At 40.4% G+C, this 15,956-nt stretch carries 19 protein-coding genes; 18 read left to right on the top strand and 1 reads right to left on the bottom strand.

Translation table 11 applies throughout. The features are described from left to right. Positions 1-4: 4 nt before the first annotated feature. Both serB and HMPREF8578_RS09620 read left to right on the top strand, forming a co-directional pair. Positions 5-649, top strand: coding sequence for a phosphoserine phosphatase SerB (serB, locus tag HMPREF8578_RS09625; protein ID WP_000084492.1), 645 nt, complete (start codon positions 5-7; stop codon positions 647-649). Between the two features lie 9 nt (positions 650-658). Further along, positions 659-1,774 carry a glycerate kinase gene (locus tag HMPREF8578_RS09620; protein WP_000706400.1) on the top strand — a complete coding sequence of 372 codons (1,116 nt, stop codon included), beginning with the start codon at positions 659-661 and terminating at the stop codon, positions 1,772-1,774. Here the strand turns inward: HMPREF8578_RS09620 and HMPREF8578_RS09615 are convergent. Next, on the bottom strand, positions 1,771-2,217 hold the full coding sequence (locus tag HMPREF8578_RS09615; protein ID WP_000131099.1) for a DUF1694 domain-containing protein: 447 nt from the start codon (positions 2,215-2,217) through the stop codon (positions 1,771-1,773). The two genes, HMPREF8578_RS09620 and HMPREF8578_RS09615, sit on opposite strands and share 4 nt — an antisense overlap. 162 nt (positions 2,218-2,379) lie before the next feature. On the opposite strand from HMPREF8578_RS09615, the gene eno reads away from it, so the two are divergent. From eno to HMPREF8578_RS09535, 16 genes are all read left to right on the top strand, one after another. Continuing rightward, on the top strand, positions 2,380-3,684 hold the full coding sequence (gene eno / locus HMPREF8578_RS09610) for a surface-displayed alpha-enolase (protein ID WP_000022821.1): 1,305 nt from the start codon (positions 2,380-2,382) through the stop codon (positions 3,682-3,684). A 126-nt stretch (positions 3,685-3,810) separates the two neighbouring features. After that, positions 3,811-4,305 (top strand): YkgJ family cysteine cluster protein, encoded by a 495-nt coding sequence (locus HMPREF8578_RS09605; RefSeq protein ID WP_000031467.1) that lies wholly within the window; start codon positions 3,811-3,813, stop codon positions 4,303-4,305. 202 nt (positions 4,306-4,507) lie between these two features. Further along, positions 4,508-5,344 carry an AraC family transcriptional regulator gene (locus tag HMPREF8578_RS09600; RefSeq protein ID WP_002893290.1) on the top strand — a complete coding sequence of 279 codons (837 nt, stop codon included), beginning with the start codon at positions 4,508-4,510 and terminating at the stop codon, positions 5,342-5,344. 191 nt (positions 5,345-5,535) lie between these two features. Further along, on the top strand, positions 5,536-6,579 hold the full coding sequence (locus tag HMPREF8578_RS09595) for a bifunctional glycosyltransferase family 2/GtrA family protein (protein WP_001108587.1): 1,044 nt from the start codon (positions 5,536-5,538) through the stop codon (positions 6,577-6,579). Next, positions 6,576-7,487, top strand: coding sequence for a phosphodiester glycosidase family protein (locus HMPREF8578_RS09590; RefSeq protein ID WP_000866187.1), 912 nt, complete (start codon positions 6,576-6,578; stop codon positions 7,485-7,487). Before HMPREF8578_RS09595 ends, HMPREF8578_RS09590 begins: the two co-directional genes overlap by 4 nt. Next, entirely contained in the window at positions 7,462-7,860 is a 399-nt protein-coding gene (locus HMPREF8578_RS09585; protein WP_002893287.1) for a hypothetical protein, read from the top strand. Before HMPREF8578_RS09590 ends, HMPREF8578_RS09585 begins: the two co-directional genes overlap by 26 nt. A gap of 167 nt (positions 7,861-8,027) precedes the next feature. Further along, on the top strand, positions 8,028-8,942 hold the full coding sequence (locus HMPREF8578_RS09580) for a hypothetical protein (protein ID WP_001178514.1): 915 nt from the start codon (positions 8,028-8,030) through the stop codon (positions 8,940-8,942). Positions 8,943-9,067: 125 nt separating this feature from the next. After that, on the top strand, positions 9,068-9,610 hold the full coding sequence (locus tag HMPREF8578_RS09575) for a ClbS/DfsB family four-helix bundle protein (RefSeq protein WP_002893283.1): 543 nt from the start codon (positions 9,068-9,070) through the stop codon (positions 9,608-9,610). A 284-nt stretch (positions 9,611-9,894) separates the two neighbouring features. Next, complete coding sequence (locus HMPREF8578_RS12685; protein ID WP_000504320.1) at positions 9,895-10,398, top strand: hypothetical protein; 504 nt, start codon at positions 9,895-9,897, stop codon at positions 10,396-10,398. 86 nt (positions 10,399-10,484) lie between these two features. Then, positions 10,485-10,901, top strand: coding sequence for an Imm70 family immunity protein (locus tag HMPREF8578_RS09565; protein ID WP_000110624.1), 417 nt, complete (start codon positions 10,485-10,487; stop codon positions 10,899-10,901). A 66-nt stretch (positions 10,902-10,967) separates the two neighbouring features. Then, a complete protein-coding gene (pynA, locus tag HMPREF8578_RS09560; RefSeq protein ID WP_001146402.1) occupies positions 10,968-11,660 on the top strand; it encodes a pyrimidine 5'-nucleotidase PynA in 693 nt (230 codons plus the stop codon). A gap of 23 nt (positions 11,661-11,683) precedes the next feature. Then, entirely contained in the window at positions 11,684-11,977 is a 294-nt protein-coding gene (locus HMPREF8578_RS09555) for a hypothetical protein (protein WP_000387654.1), read from the top strand. Between the two features lie 119 nt (positions 11,978-12,096). Beyond that, complete coding sequence (locus HMPREF8578_RS09550; protein WP_001164858.1) at positions 12,097-12,750, top strand: uracil-DNA glycosylase; 654 nt, start codon at positions 12,097-12,099, stop codon at positions 12,748-12,750. A gap of 9 nt (positions 12,751-12,759) precedes the next feature. Further along, positions 12,760-13,224 (top strand): NUDIX hydrolase, encoded by a 465-nt coding sequence (locus tag HMPREF8578_RS09545; RefSeq protein ID WP_001135776.1) that lies wholly within the window; start codon positions 12,760-12,762, stop codon positions 13,222-13,224. Between the two features lie 12 nt (positions 13,225-13,236). After that, on the top strand, positions 13,237-14,505 hold the full coding sequence (locus HMPREF8578_RS09540; RefSeq protein WP_000924468.1) for a dihydroorotase: 1,269 nt from the start codon (positions 13,237-13,239) through the stop codon (positions 14,503-14,505). A 41-nt stretch (positions 14,506-14,546) separates the two neighbouring features. After that, positions 14,547-15,887 (top strand): MATE family efflux transporter, encoded by a 1,341-nt coding sequence (locus HMPREF8578_RS09535; protein WP_000283623.1) that lies wholly within the window; start codon positions 14,547-14,549, stop codon positions 15,885-15,887. The last annotated feature ends 69 nt before the right edge of the window (positions 15,888-15,956 follow it).

The raw sequence follows: 15,956 nt of genomic DNA, 5'->3' as shown, positions 1-15,956 counted from the left end.
GTTTATGTCTCAAGTAAAAGGCTTGTGTGTCATGGACGTTGATGGAACTTTAATAGCAGAAGAAGTGATTGATCTTTTAGGAAAAGAAGCAGGTTGCGAAGAAGAAATATCGCAGATTACAAGCCAGGCAATGCGAGGCGAACTGGACTTTGAAACAAGCTTACGAGCGAGAGTGGCTTTGTTAGAAGGTCTTCCAGTTTCGGTCTTTGATACTGTCTTCAAATCCATCCATCTGTCCAAGAATGCTCAAGAATTTATCTCCATACTTCAAAAGAAGGGCATTCTAGTCGGTCTAGTGTCTGGTGGATTTGCACCAATAGTTGAGAGATTAGCAGAATCCCTTGGTATCTCCTATTTCTCTGCCAACCAGTTAGAAGTCAAAGACGGTTTTTTAACAGGAAAATTAGTTGGTGAAATTGTGACAGGTCAAGTAAAACAAGATACTCTTGAGAAATGGAAAAAAGAACTGAAACTTCCCAAAGAAAGAACGATTGCTATCGGTGATGGTGCCAATGACCTCTTGATGTTAAAGTCAGCAGGATGTAGTATTGCATTTTGTGCCAAAGAGGTCGTTAAAACAGAGATAGCTTGTCATATAGATACGAGGGATTTTTTGGAAGTTCTACCTTTGATTGATTTCTTAGAATGAGAGGGAACTATGAAAATTGTAATTGCACCCGATTCTTTTAAAGAAAGTCTGACGGCAGAAGAGGTCGCTCAAGCTATAAAAAGAGGTTTTGAACATTCAATAGCTGATGTAGAATGTCTGCTTTGCCCTGTAGGTGATGGTGGGGAAGGAACTGTAGACGCTATTCGCCATTCTCTTGAACTCGAAGAAAAATGGCAAGAGGTTACGGGACCTTTTGGCCCAAAAGAATCCATGCGCTACTTTCAAAATGGTCAAATAGCGCTCTTTGAAGTTGCTGACTTGGTTGGTCTTGGAAAGATTCCGCGGGAGAAACGAAACCCTCTCCACATCCAAACTCGCGGTATCGGAGAATTGATCCGCCATCTCATTGATCAAGGGATGAAAGATATCTATGTCGGCGTTGGTGGTACGGCTAGTAATGACGGTGGGATAGGCATTGCTGCGGGTTTAGGTTATCGTTTTTATGATAAGAATGGAAAGGAATTGCCAGCTTGTGGTCAGACTTTGCTTGAGTTCAAGTCAGTTTCAGACAGCGAGTTGTATAGGATTCCTGAAGATGTGAAAATCCGCATTTTAGCAGATGTCGTGAGCCCTCTATGTGGTCATCAAGGAGCGACCTATACATTTGGAAAACAAAAGGGCTTGGATCCTGCTTTGTTTGAGACAGTAGATTTGGCTATACAGCGGTTCTATGAAAAATTTTCACCATCAACCCTCTCTCTTAAAGGAGCAGGAGCCGGCGGTGGGATTGCGGCTGGGCTCTGTGCCTTTGCTGAGGCCACTATCGTATCTGGGATTGACACTTGCTTAGATTTGATTGACTTTGACAAGAAAGTTGCAGGTGCCGACTTGGTTATCGTTGGAGAAGGTAGGCTGGACAGTCAAAGCCTTGCTGGAAAAGCTCCTATCGGTGTAGCAAAAAGAACCCCTAACGGAGTTCCTGTTATTGCTATTTGTGGTAGTCTTGCTGACGATTTGCCTCCCCTACCATTCGAAAATATACAAGCTGTCTTTTCTATTTTAGAAAAAAATGAACCTTTGGAAGAGAGTCTAAAAAATGCAAGTCTCTATTTGGAGCACACAGCTACTAATATTGGTCGTTTATTAAATTTGAGGAAGGATTAACCAAACCACTTTTTCCAGATGGATTTTTTAGGTGGCTCTGCCTTTTTCTCCTCCCAAAGACTTGAAAATGCCAGTCTAAGGTCCTTTTCGTCTACTTGAACAGGTTCATTTGTATGAATGACAAGACCGAAAGGAGAGGTGATATGATCATCTGAAACAATAGTCGCCTGACAGTTGCTTTCTTTTGCTTGTTTTAAGTAAAAGACCTGTTTGTCAAACTCGATATTTGGAGAGATCTTCACAAAAAGTATCGCTACCTTTTCTTGAAAACCCTCTAAAATAGAGAAAAATCCATGTTCTAATTCAGAACTATTGGCAGTACTGATATCCGCGTAGCCAAGAACTCTTTCCTCGAAAGTCCCGAGATAGCGGCGTTGTTCGTCAGGGTTTAATTTCGGCCCACCATGAGCTTTTTCTAGTAGTTGTTTTGATAAATCTGTCATAAAAACAGTATATCACAAAAATCGTAAGAAAACAGACAAAAGAAAGCGATTACTTTATAAAGTTAAGGAAAATTTGCACAAAGATAACGTTTTTTCTTGAAAAACGCTTATTTTTAAGGTATCATAGAGGTGTAAAAAATTTAACTCAAAGGAGAGTAAAAAATGTCAATTATTACTGATGTTTACGCTCGCGAAGTCCTAGACTCACGCGGTAACCCTACACTTGAAGTAGAAGTTTATACTGAATCAGGTGCTTTCGGACGTGGTATGGTTCCATCAGGAGCTTCTACTGGTGAACACGAAGCAGTTGAACTTCGCGACGGTGACAAATCTCGTTACGGTGGTCTTGGTACACAAAAAGCTGTTGACAACGTAAACAACATCATCGCTGAAGCAATCATCGGCTACGATGTACGTGACCAACAAGCTATCGACCGTGCTATGATCGCACTTGACGGTACTCCTAACAAAGGTAAATTGGGTGCAAACGCAATTCTTGGTGTGTCTATCGCTGTAGCTCGTGCTGCTGCTGACTACCTTGAAATCCCACTTTACAGCTACCTTGGTGGATTCAACACTAAAGTTCTTCCAACTCCAATGATGAACATCATCAACGGTGGTTCTCACTCTGACGCTCCAATCGCTTTCCAAGAATTCATGATCGTACCTGCTGGTGCACCATCATTCAAAGAAGCTCTTCGTTGGGGTGCCGAAATCTTCCACGCTCTTAAGAAAATCCTTAAATCACGTGGTTTGGAAACTGCCGTAGGTGATGAAGGTGGATTCGCTCCTCGTTTTGAAGGAACTGAAGACGGTGTTGAAACTATCCTTGCTGCGATCGAAGCTGCTGGATATGTTCCTGGTAAAGACGTATTTATCGGATTTGACTGTGCTTCATCAGAATTCTACGATAAAGAACGTAAAGTTTACGACTACACTAAATTCGAAGGTGAAGGAGCAGCTGTACGTACTGCTGCAGAACAAATCGACTACCTTGAAGAATTGGTAAACAAATACCCAATCATCACTATCGAAGATGGTATGGACGAAAACGACTGGGACGGTTGGAAAGCTCTTACTGAACGTCTTGGTGGTAAAGTACAATTGGTTGGTGACGACTTCTTCGTAACAAACACTTCTTACCTTGAAAAAGGTATTGCAGAAGGTGCTGCTAACTCAATCCTTATCAAAGTTAACCAAATCGGTACTCTTACTGAAACATTCGACGCTATCGAAATGGCGAAAGAAGCTGGTTACACTGCCGTTGTATCACACCGTTCAGGTGAAACTGAAGATTCAACAATTGCTGACATCGCAGTTGCAACAAACGCAGGACAAATCAAGACTGGTTCACTTTCACGTACAGACCGTATCGCTAAATACAACCAATTGCTTCGTATCGAAGACCAACTTGGTGAAGTAGCTGAATACCGTGGATTGAAATCATTCTACAACCTTAAAAAATAATCTAGTTCAGTGAACAAGGTTTGAAGCCTCTCGGATTTTTTCCGAAGGGCTTTTTATGTGCAATACTCAAAAATGAAAAATAACTTATGGTATAATAGACAAAAACACTTGTATTAGAAAGAAACTATGTCTAAAGAAATTGATATTGAGTACTATCACCAACTAGCCTTGCAAAAGCAAAAAGAGCACCGAAAAGTCTTAGCCAATCTAAAGAAAAAACCTCCTAAAAAATTAGATAAGATTGCGAAGCAGATTCACCAAGAAGTCTTTGCAGAGATTGATTGTACTGCCTGTGCCAACTGTTGCAAGACTTTGGGACCAGACTTTAAAGAGGCAGACATCACCCGTATCGCTAAGTACTTTAAGATGAAATTACCAGCCTTTGAAGCAGAGTTTTTACAGGTGGATGAAGATGGGGACAAGGTTTTCAAATCCATGCCTTGCCCCTTTCTAGGAGGAGATAATCTCTGCTCCATCTATGACGTTCGTCCCAAGGCCTGTCGTGAATTCCCCCATACAGACCGTAAAAAGATCCACCAAATCAACCATTTGACGATTAAGAATACCTTGACCTGCCCTGCAGCCTATCTCTTTGTTGAGAAATTAAAAGATAAGTTATAGAATTTACACCTTTAAATCTTGTACAAAGATTCTAGGGTGGAAGTATCTTGTATTTGTTAGAATATAGATAGAATTGAACACGGCCTAAAAGCTATGCGAAAAAGAAAAAATTACCTAGAATCAGAAGAACCAGCGTTAATTTTCCAATTTTCACTTTGCTTTTAACGACCTTTGTATCTTATGGAGGTAAGAAAAGAAGAATATGATGCATCAATTCAATCAAACTATGGATTATTTGGAGCAGCAACTGACTGGAGAAGTGGATATGAAAAGATTTCAGCAGTTATCGGGCTATTCTTATCCTCTTTTTAGCAGAATCTTTTCCATCATGGCTGATATGACATTAGCAGAATACTTGCGCAATCGCAGGTTGTCAGAAGCTGTGACAGACTTGCGGGAAGGCTCTGACAAAATCATTGACATAGCAATGAAGTACGGCTACGAGTCTGCTGACGCCTTCAGCACAGCATTTAAGAAATTCCATGGTGCAACCCCCTCAGAAGTTCGAAATGGAAAACCTTATCGGATCTTTCCTAGACTTCAATTATCCTTAAAAATCACAGGAGGAAAGAACATGGATATCAAGATTCAAAAGAAACCTGCATTTACCGTTGCAGGCGTCCTATTGGAAGCTATTGACAATAGCAAATGCCCGTCTGCTTGGGAGAATCTCTATAACAATCACAGCTTGGAAAGCCTAGAGAGTCTAGGCAGTGGCCAATCCTTCGGCATCTGTTCGGATGTCAAAGAAGGTGAAATCATCAACTACATGGCTGCTTATGATGTGACGGATAAAGCGAAAGCAGAAGAACTTGGTCTGTCCATCAAAGATGTCCCAGCCGCTGAATATGCTATCGTCCCAGTCAAAGGCCCTATACCAGTTAGCATTCACAATGCTTGGAAATATGTCTTGGAGGTCTTTTTCCCTGAAACAGGCTATCGCCACTCAGGCTCACCAGACTTCGAAGTCTATACCGAAGGTGACATGTCGTCACCTGACTATCAAATGGAACTCTGGATACCAGTGATTAAGAACTAGAACATTTTCTGATATTTTATAAAGATGCAAATATCGCTCTGTAGAAGATAGCTTTTACAGAGTTTTTCTTTCTTTGATTGAACGAATTTATGAGAAAAACAATAAATCTGATTTTACTTTAATTTAAGTATAAGGAATTTTTAAGCATTTACTTGTATACTTTTCCAATCATCAAAGAAAGAGGTGTAAATATGAACTATCTAGTTATTCCAGCTTACGAACCTGACTACAATCTCATCAAATTGATTGAAAAGATTCACAATAAGAGCGATTTTTACATCATTGTCATTGATGATGGAAGTTCGGCAGAATGCCAAGACATTTTTGCTCGAGCGAAGGATTTTGCGACGGTGCTTCACCACCAGGTCAATCAAGGAAAAGGGCACGCTCTGAAAACAGCCTTTGAGTACATTCAGCCTCTCAATAAACCTGGGACTGTGGTTACAGCAGACGCAGATGGACAGCACAGGATCTGGGACATATTTCGTAGCTTGACCAAATCAAATGAAAATCCTAATACACTTGTCCTTGGTGTCCGTGCCTTTACTGGCAAGGTTCCCTTGCGTAGTCGCTTTGGAAATAGCTTGACTCGTATCTTGTTTAAACTGCAAACGGGTGTCGCTGTATCCGACACACAGACAGGATTACGTGCCTTTTCAACGGATATGATTCCTTTTATGCTCAAGGTAGAAGGACAACGATATGAATACGAGATGAACATGCTCCTCGAAGCAAGTCAAGTCTACCCAATCTTAGAAGTTCCGATTGAAACAGTCTATATCAACGACAATGAGGCTTCTCACTTCCGGCCTATTCGGGATGGCTTGATGATTTATAAAAATATTTTAAAGTTTGCGCTCTCGTCTTTTAGTAGTTTTATCGTAGATTATGTGGTCTACGCTCTCTCTATTCTATGCTTGAGCTTTATTCCGACAGGTCTTCGTGTTCTTCTCTCAAATAGTTTGGCACGTGTGACTAGCTCCATCTTTAACTTTTCTACCAACAAAAAATTGGTCTTTAAGAACAAGGCGAGCAGTTTTAAAACAGGATCAGGCTATTTTGGACTAGCAGTTGGTCTCTTTATCATAGACACCATCCTGATTCGTCTCTTTAATTCAGGTCTTGGAGTCAATTTGCTGATTGCGAAGATTCTTGTCGGAATCATGCTCTTTATTCTCTCTTGGACAGTTCAAACCCGCTATATTTTCAAAGAAAGGACTTGTAGCCCATTATGAAAGTTTTAAAGAAACCCTATCTATACGCCTCGGTCTTGGGCTTGCTCCTGACAAGCTCCTTTACCTATTCGATGTTGAAGACCTTTGTACTCGCTGAAACGATTTCCACTGTATCTAATACCGGCTCAACCTCTAACACCGCAGCAGCAAGTCAGGCAGCAAAAAATGCTCAAGTGACGGATACTAGCTATTCAGATGGAAATATCAGTGTCAATCTCACTGAAAAGACTGTCAATGAAACGCAGGTCTATGTAGCTGATATAACCCTTAGTTCATCGGACTATCTGAAAACAGCTCTAGCTCAAAACTCCTATGGAACCAACGTCACAGCTAAAACCTCTGTAACAGCCACTGAAAACAATGCTATTCTAGCTGTCAACGGTGACTACTATGGAGCTAATAGTTCTGGTTATGTTATCCGTAATGGAGTTGTCTATCGTGACAGTGTCCGTGAAGACGCTAGTAATGGTGACCTTGCCATTTACAAGGACGGCTCCTTTAAAATCATCTACGAGGACCAAGTTTCAGCTGATCAGTTGGTTCAGGACGGTGTCGTCAATCTACTGGCATTTGGTCCGTCTCTAGTTGAGAATGGAGAAATATCTGTTGATACCAATACAGAAGTCGGTCAGGCCATGTCATCGAATCCTCGTACAGCTATCGGGATTATCGATGAAAATCACTACATCATCATCGTTTCGGATGGTCGTACCTCTGAAAGCAAGGGCTTGTCTCTTTACCAGATGGCAGAAGTGATGAAATCTTACGGAGTGAAGACAGCCTATAACCTTGATGGTGGTGGATCCTCAACTCTCTACTTTAACGGTCAGGTAATCAATAAACCGACTACAGGTGGAAGTAAGATATCAGAAAGGGCGGTGAGTGATATTGTCTACATCGGTTACTAAAATCAAAAACAAACGCCTCAAAAAGACACTCGTTAGCTATAGTCTTCTCACTATTTTCTTCTTTGCATTTAGCCGTATCTACGAGTCCCTTAGTTTTGGGGAGACGTCGCTTCATATGCACTATCTCTTTGCAGTTCCTCTACTAGGAGGCATCGTTCTGGCATTGTTGTTGAAAATCATGCCAAACCTAGGACGAATCAGCCTAAACTTGTGGAACTCGGCAGTTGCAGTCCTAACAACTGGAATGCTCTTTCGAGGAATTGTCAATCTATCAGGTCGTTCAACGACCCTAGATCAACCTTACTGGTATGTCGGCCTAGCCTTTGGTATTTTGGCTATCGCCTCGCTTTTCTTTCATAAGAAAAACAGTTAAAAATTAGCTTTAAAATTAAAAACTGGTTGTTGAGAGAAACAGCCAGTTTTCTTATTGAAGTTCATGACTATAGATCACAAATACCCATATTTTTTGTTTGGATTTTATGGGGCATGCGAATAGTTTTCTCGGTATAATAGTCCCATAGAAGATAAGGAGGCATGAATATGCAGATGTATTTTGGAGATGTGTCACTTTGCTATAGCTATTCATTGGCAATGGCACTGGCTAGCTATGGCTATGACTTTAAAGCAGACTTTCTAGAGGCAATCATGGTAATGGGAAATGGCGCTAGTATCGTAAAGGAAGATGACCAGCACCCTCTAGTATTCTTTGATAACGGAATGCCAGATCTTTCCATCTCCCATTCCTTAAAAATACTTGGGTTTGACTATGAGGATTTCTATCTAAAAGATGGAACTGAAGTAGATTTGGAAGAGATTAAAGGAAAGTTAGAAACCTTTCTGTCCAATGGACCTGTCGTACTGGGACCTCTTGATATGGGCCATCTGACCTACAATCCTAATCACACAATCCTTTATGGTGTGGATCACTTCGTAACCGTGTATGGCATTGATCATCAGCACCTCTATTTGCATGATCCAGCTGGTTTTGCCTGCATGAAGGTTGCTTTTAATGACATATTAGAAGCCTGGAAGGCAGAGACTATTGACTATAAGCGTGGATCTTACTCCATGTGGGGAAATTTTAAGAAGGTCAAGAGTCCTAGTCAGACTGAAATCTATCAGGAAACGGCAAGGATTATGAAAAACCGATATCTGAATGGCCAAAACGGTGTTTTGGAATGTTATGCAAAAGCAGTTGCTGAAAATGGATTAAATACAGAGCAAAAACAATTGCATCAGTACTTCAGCTTTAAACTTGCAGCTGTTCGAAATCTCTATCTCAGTAAGTTCTTAAAAGTTCATGATCCAGAAGGGGCAAGATTAAAAGAGGAATTGGCTACTCTATTTGGCCAAGCCCACCTTTCGTGTTTAAAAGAAGATTACCAAGAACTGTCCCACTTGCTCTATCAGATAGCAGAAGTGGACGGTCTCTTTAAAGATTTATATGTAAAGTAGTGACTATAAGCATAAAAAATAGTTAGTAGAAGCAGTTTTTCTTAAAATGAAGAACTGCTTTTTGATTATGGTATAATGAAGTAAGAAAACACCTTAAACTACTAGAAAATGAAGGGAGAAATCCTGTGACTAGACCAAAAACAAAAGAGGAGCTAGTGTTAGCCTCTAAGGAAAACTATGAAAAACTTAATCTCCTAATTTCTCAGTTAAGTGAAGAGGAGTTACAGACTTCTTTTGATTTTTCAAAAGACCAAAAGAAAAAAGAAGCTCACTGGAAAAGAGATAAAAATCTAAGAGATGTTCTGATCCATCTCTATGAATGGCATCAGTTACTTTTGACCTGGGTACATTCTAATCAAAAGGGACATGAAAGACCTTTTCTCCCTGAGCCTTATAATTGGAAAACTTATGGAGAAATGAATGTCGCTTTTTGGAAGAAGCACCAGAGAACTTCCTTAGAAGAAGCTATTAAACTCCTCGATCAATCGCATAGAGAGGTTTTAGAGTTGATGGAAGGCTTCAGTAATGACGAATTGTTCACAAAAGGTATCTATAAATGGACAGGTGGGACAAGTCTAGGCTCCTACTTTGTGAGTGCCACTTCCAGTCACTATGATTGGGCTATCAAAAAACTTAAAGCTCATCAGAAAAATTGTAAGTCCTACTAGTTAAAGTGAGTATGAAGTTTAGAAAAAGGTCTTCTAAGCTTCGAATAGCTTCATTCTCGTGATTTTAGAGCCATTCTAGCTTTAGAATCCTTTAAAAATCAAATTTTAAGGCTATCATAGACTTAGAATAGCTCTAAAACATTTATTTTAATGTAATTCTAAACTTAGAATTACATTGATATTAAAGGAACTAAACTGTTCGACGCTTAGAACGCCTTTATTCTGTGAAATTTTGACTAGAAATTGGATCGAAAGGCTTTTTTCCGATAGAGGATGATAGATAGATGGGGGAAATGATGAACATACAAAAAGAGAAAGTTAGAAAAGAGTTGGTGTCCCTTTGTTTGGGAGAGTTTACAGCCGTCCTATCCTTTTGGTTGTGTTTTTTCCTTTTGAAAAATCGGCTTGGTGATTGGAATAGTCTAGCAACCATTCTCTATCCTCTGTCTTTACTGACATTTATTTTGCTTCAAGGTTCAATCTATTGGGCGATTTTGATTAGAAGACTCTCGAAACCTCAGTTCGGAAGCGCTAGTGTCCCCAAACTATATGGTGGTTTCAGAATACTAGACCTTGTTTTACTTATTTCAGGCTTTCCTTTTATTGTCTGGAATACACAGAGTTTCCAACTGGCTATTATAGCCACACTGATACAACTTTTTGCCCTAATCGAATGGGTTAATTATTTCCTCCTACGTTTATCCTATAGTCTAAATCCACTTGTTTTATGGAAACGAATTACCAAGGGAAAACTTGAAAAGAGCAGAATAGCCAAGGAGTTGGGGTAGGGGATAATGAATGTATGTTTTAGATACTATCAATATAAAACTTTATTTGACGTTAAATAATATTAAAAATGAATAGGAGAATATCTATGTCTGTAGGGTTAATGGTTGGTTATAATTGGTGGACTATAGGAGAAGGGAGTCTTTTTAATTCATTCTTTTCGACTATTTTCATTCGATTAGAGAATAATGAGTGGGGAAGTAGATACCCAGTAATAATGAATAAGCTTTACTGGGGAGATGTTCCTTTTGAATCTGTTGAAAGAGGAATAGAGGAGTTGTTATCTATCATAGAGGAGTTAAAAAAATTTCTCCCTCAGGATGTTATATGGGATTTTGAAGATTTGTCACTCACTCCTCCTTGGGGAAATAATATCGCAGAGCATATAACAAATTTATCACATTATTTCATAACGAGTTCCGGAAAAGATTTAATAGAAGTTTTGCTGACTAGTTTTAGATTTGCACTTGAGCACGGTCAAAATGTGAGTGTAAAAAGTATTTGAAACTCAATAAATCAAAGATTCATTTATGCTATAATGTTCTTAATGAATTTTCAGAAAGGAAAATCAATGCCCTACAAATTTCTACTCTTCGACCTTGACCACACCTTGCTTGATTTTGATGCTGCTGAGGATGTGGCTTTGACGCAACTTCTAAAGGAAGAAGGAGTTGCGGATATTCAAGTTTATAAAGACTATTATGTTCCTATGAACAAGGCTCTCTGGAAGAACTTGGAGCAAAAGAAAATCAGTAAACAAGAACTGATTAACACGCGCTTTTCTCGTTTATTTGCCCATTTTGGACTGGAGAAAGACGGTAGGTTACTTGCTCAGCGTTACCAGTTTTTTCTAGCCCAGCAGGGGCAAACTCTTTCGGGCGCTCATGAACTTTTGGACAGCCTCATCGAACGTGATTATGACTTGTATGCTGCGACAAATGGCATTACTGCCATTCAGACGGGTCGTCTGGCTCAATCAGGTCTGGCTCCCTATTTCAACCAAGTTTTTATCTCTGAGCAGTTGCAAACTCAAAAACCTGATGCACTATTTTATGAAAAAATCGGTCAAGAGATTGCTGGATTTGATAAAGAAAAGACGCTGATGATTGGAGATTCCCTTACAGCTGATATTCAAGGTGGTAATAATGCTGGAATTGACACTATCTGGTACAACCCTCATCGCCTTGAAAATCACACACAAGCCCAGCCAACTTATGAAGTCCATTCTTACCAGGACTTGCTGGATTGTTTGGATGCTATGTAGTGCTTTTCCTAAGAGGGGATGATATGGAAGCTAAAGTCATTGAAGAGATTGACAATTTACTAAACCTCATCGAGCAATATCAGTTAAAAGGTGTGGTTGCTCAAGTAAATTCGTTAAAAGAGTTAAAGTATATCATAAGCAATCATATAGAGTTAAGTACTCGAGAGAAGATGAATATCCACTATTCACTCTTTCTCCCTAGGGGTGGTTTATCTGAACTCTACTATATGGACGCTAATCTTGAACGGATGATGTCTGTAAATAATCAACTTTCCTATGCTATTGATACAATCGAAAAGTTTTTAATGGCTGATTGATACTGTGAATACTAATGTCAAATATTAGGATCAATAACAGTATATATAAGAACTGTAAAAAGTGGTTTCAATAGCCACTTTTTGCTATAATAGAGGCAGTAAAAACGAAGGAGTTGGCGATGCAACACTCATCTTGGCATGCTTTGATTAAGGAGCGATTACCTGAGGGTTATTTTGGGAAAATCAATCAGTTTATGGAGCAGATCTATGCCCAGGGAATTGTTTATCCACCTAAGGAAAAGGTTTTTCAGGCTCTCTTGACTACTCCTCTGGAAGAAGTTAAGGTGGTGATTCTAGGGCAAGACCCCTATCACGGGCCAGGTCAAGCGCAGGGTTTGAGCTTTTCTGTACCTGACTCAATCCCAGCTCCGCCGTCTTTGCAAAACATTTTAAAAGAATTGTCAGATGATATCGGCGTTAAGAAATCACATGATTTGACGTCTTGGGCTGAGCAAGGAGTCTTACTTCTCAATGCTTGCTTGACGGTTCCTGCTGGTCAGGCCAATGGTCATGCTGGGCAGATATGGGAGCCATTTACAGATGCTGTGATTCGGGTTGTCAATAATCTAGACAGACCTGTAGTCTTTGTACTCTGGGGTGCTTATGCACGCAAGAAGAAGGCCTTGGTTACCAATCCTCACCACTTGATTATCGAATCAGCCCATCCTAGTCCGTTATCGGTTTATAGAGGATTTTGGGGTTCCAAGCCTTTTTCCAAGGCCAATGCATTCTTAAAAGAGACAGGACAAGAGCCAATCGATTGGCTTAGATAAGGAGAGAATATGCCTCAGTTAGCGACGATTTGCTACATTGATAACGGAAAAGAACTGCTCATGCTTCATCGCAATAAGAAGCCCAACGATGTCCATGAAGGAAAATGGATTGGTGTGGGTGGTAAGCTAGAGCGAGGTGAGACTCCACAGGAATGCGCTGCGCGTGAAATCCTAGAAGAAACAGGGCTCAAAGCCAAGCCAGTTCTAAAAGGCGTTATCACTTTTCCAGAATTCACGCCAGATTTAGACTGGTACACCTATGTTTTTAAGGTGACAGAGTTTGAAGGTGAGTTGGTTGACTGCAATGAGGGAACCTTAGAATGGGTTCCCTATGATGAAGTCTTAAGCAAGCCGACTTGGGAAGGTGATCATACCTTTGTTGAGTGGCTTTTAGAGGACAAACCCTTCTTTTCAGCCAAGTTTGTTTATGATGGGGATAAATTGTTGGATACCCAAGTTGATTTCTATGAATAAAGGAGAAAGCAGATGCTACTAATCAAAAACGGTCGTGTAATGGATCCTAAGTCTGGTTTGGATCATGTGTGTGATATTTTAGTCCAAGATGGGAAAATTATCAAAATTGCTCCGGAAATCAAGGAAGAAGGAGCAGAGCTAATTGATGCTACGGGTCTTGTAGTTGCGCCTGGACTAGTTGATATTCATGTTCATTTCCGTGAACCTGGTCAGACCCACAAGGAGGACATCCATACTGGGGCACTAGCGGCTGCTGCAGGTGGTTTTACAACGGTTGTCATGATGGCTAATACTAGTCCAACCATTTCGGACGTAGAAACTTTGCAAGAAGTTCTTCAGTCAGCTGCCAAGGAAAAAATCAATGTCAAGACAGTTGCGACTATTACCAAGAACTTTAATGGCCAAGACTTGACAGACTTTAAGGCACTCTTAGAAGCTGGAGCTGTTGGTTTTTCTGATGACGGTATTCCGCTTGAGAGCAGTAAAGTGGTCAAGGAAGCCATGGAAGAAGCTAAAAAACTTAATACTTTTATTAGTCTTCATGAGGAAGATCCAGGTTTGAATGGGATTCTTGGATTTAACGAAAATATCGCTAAGGAACATTTCCATATCTGTGGAGCGACAGGGGTAGCTGAGTACGCTATGATTGCGCGTGATGTTATGATTGCCTACGCAACCAAGGCCCATGTTCACATCCAGCATTTGTCTAAGGAGGAAAGTGTCAAGGTAGTGGAATTCGCTCAAGGTTTGGGAGTGCAAGTCACAGCAGAAGTAGCGCCACAGCATTTCTCTAAGACAGAAGCTCTTCTCTTGACTCAAGGTAGTAATGCTAAAATGAATCCTCCGCTTCGTTTGGAGTCAGACCGTCGTGCCGTTATCGAAGGTCTCAAGTCAGGTGTTATCACAGTTATCGCCACTGACCACGCGCCTCACCATGCAGATGAGAAAAATGTTGAAGATATCACCAAAGCACCATCTGGTATGACCGGTTTGGAAACCTCTCTATCTCTCGGTTTAACTTATTTGGTGGAAGCTGGTGAGCTAAGCTTGATGGAATTGCTTGAAAAAATGACTGTTAATCCAGCCAAACTTTACAACTTTGAAGCTGGTTACTTAGCTGAAAATGGTCCAGCGGACATCACTATCTTTGATGCCAAGGCTGATCGCCTTGTGGACTCACACTTTGCTTCAAAAGCAGCTAATTCACCATTTATCGGTGAAACTTTAAAAGGGCAGGTTAAATATACCATCTGTAAGGGACAAATCGTCTACAAAAACTAGATGGGATTCTGCTCTGAAAATGATAAGAATAGAGAGCGTATATGTATCCAACCCATCAATTTAAAGACAAGTTTGTCTTATTTCTTAAGATATTTTTCCCTATCCTGATTTATCAATTTGCCAATTATTCTGCCTCATTTGTTGATACAACCATGACTGGACAGTACAATACCATGGACTTGGCAGGAGTATCAACTGCAACGAGTCTATGGAATCCTTTCTTTACTTTTTTAACAGGGATTGTTTCGGCCATGGTTCCCATCATCGGCCATCATCTGGGACGGGGTAAAAAGGAAGAAGTAGCATCTGACTTTTACCAATTTATCTACTTGGCTTTCGGACTGTCTTTGGTCTTGCTTGGAATGGTAGTATTCTTAGCGCCACCTGTCTTAAACAACATCGGACTAGAAGCTCAAGTAGCTTCAGTTGCAGTTTCTTATCTTTGGTACCTTTCTATCGGGATTATTCCCTTGTTGCTTTTTAGTGTCATTCGGTCTTTGTTAGATTCTCTTGGATTGACTAAGCTATCTATGTATCTCATGCTTTTGTTACTTCCGCTCAATAGTGGTTTTAACTATCTCTTGATATATGGAGCATTCGGTTTTCCTGAGCTTGGTGGTGCAGGAGCAGGGCTAGGAACTTCGCTAGCCTATTGGGTTTTATTGGGTATTTCCCTGCTTGTTTTGTTCAAACAGGAAAGGTTAAAAGAGCTACATCTTGAAAGACCTATTTCACTCAATATAGATAAAATCAAGGAAGGTCTCCGATTAGGTCTACCAATCGGGGGAACCGTCTTTGCGGAAGTAGCTATATTCTCCGTGGTGGGACTGATCATGGCTAAGTTTTCATCGCTCATCATCGCTAGCCACCAGTCAGCTATGAATTTTTCGAGTCTCATGTATGCTTTTCCTATGAGTATCTCCTCTGCTATGGCGATTGTTGTGTCTTACGAGGTGGGGGCTAAACGTTTTGAGGATGCAAAAACCTATGCTCGTCTGGGAAGAGTAACCGCCCTTATTTTTGCAGGTCTTACCCTATCTTTTCTCTACATTTTTAGAGATCGTGTAGCAAGTCTATATGGGAATGACTCTCAGTTCATTGAAACCACGGCTGTTTTCCTGACATACAGTCTCTTTTTCCAGCTAGCTGATACCTTTGCGGCTCCGCTCCAAGGAATTTTAAGAGGGTATAAGGACACTATCGTTCCTTTCTATCTTGGTCTAATCGGATATTGGGGAGTAGCGATACCTCTAGGATATCTACTAGATCAAGCAACTGACTTAGGGGCATTTGCCTACTGGATTGGGTTAATTGCCAGCTTGATTGTTTCTGGTTGTTTGTATCAATGGCGTTTGAAAACCGTAATGAAAAGATTGAGCTAATTTTAAGAAATTATCCTGAAAAAGCACTTTGTGAAAAAATGCTCTAACTAGAGAGAATCCCTGTTTTAA

The sequence above is a fragment of the Streptococcus oralis ATCC 49296 genome (assembly GCF_000185265.1).
Classification (GTDB): Bacteria; Bacillota; Bacilli; order Lactobacillales; family Streptococcaceae; genus Streptococcus; species Streptococcus oralis_BC.
This window is presented reverse-complemented; position numbering and strand designations above follow the sequence as displayed.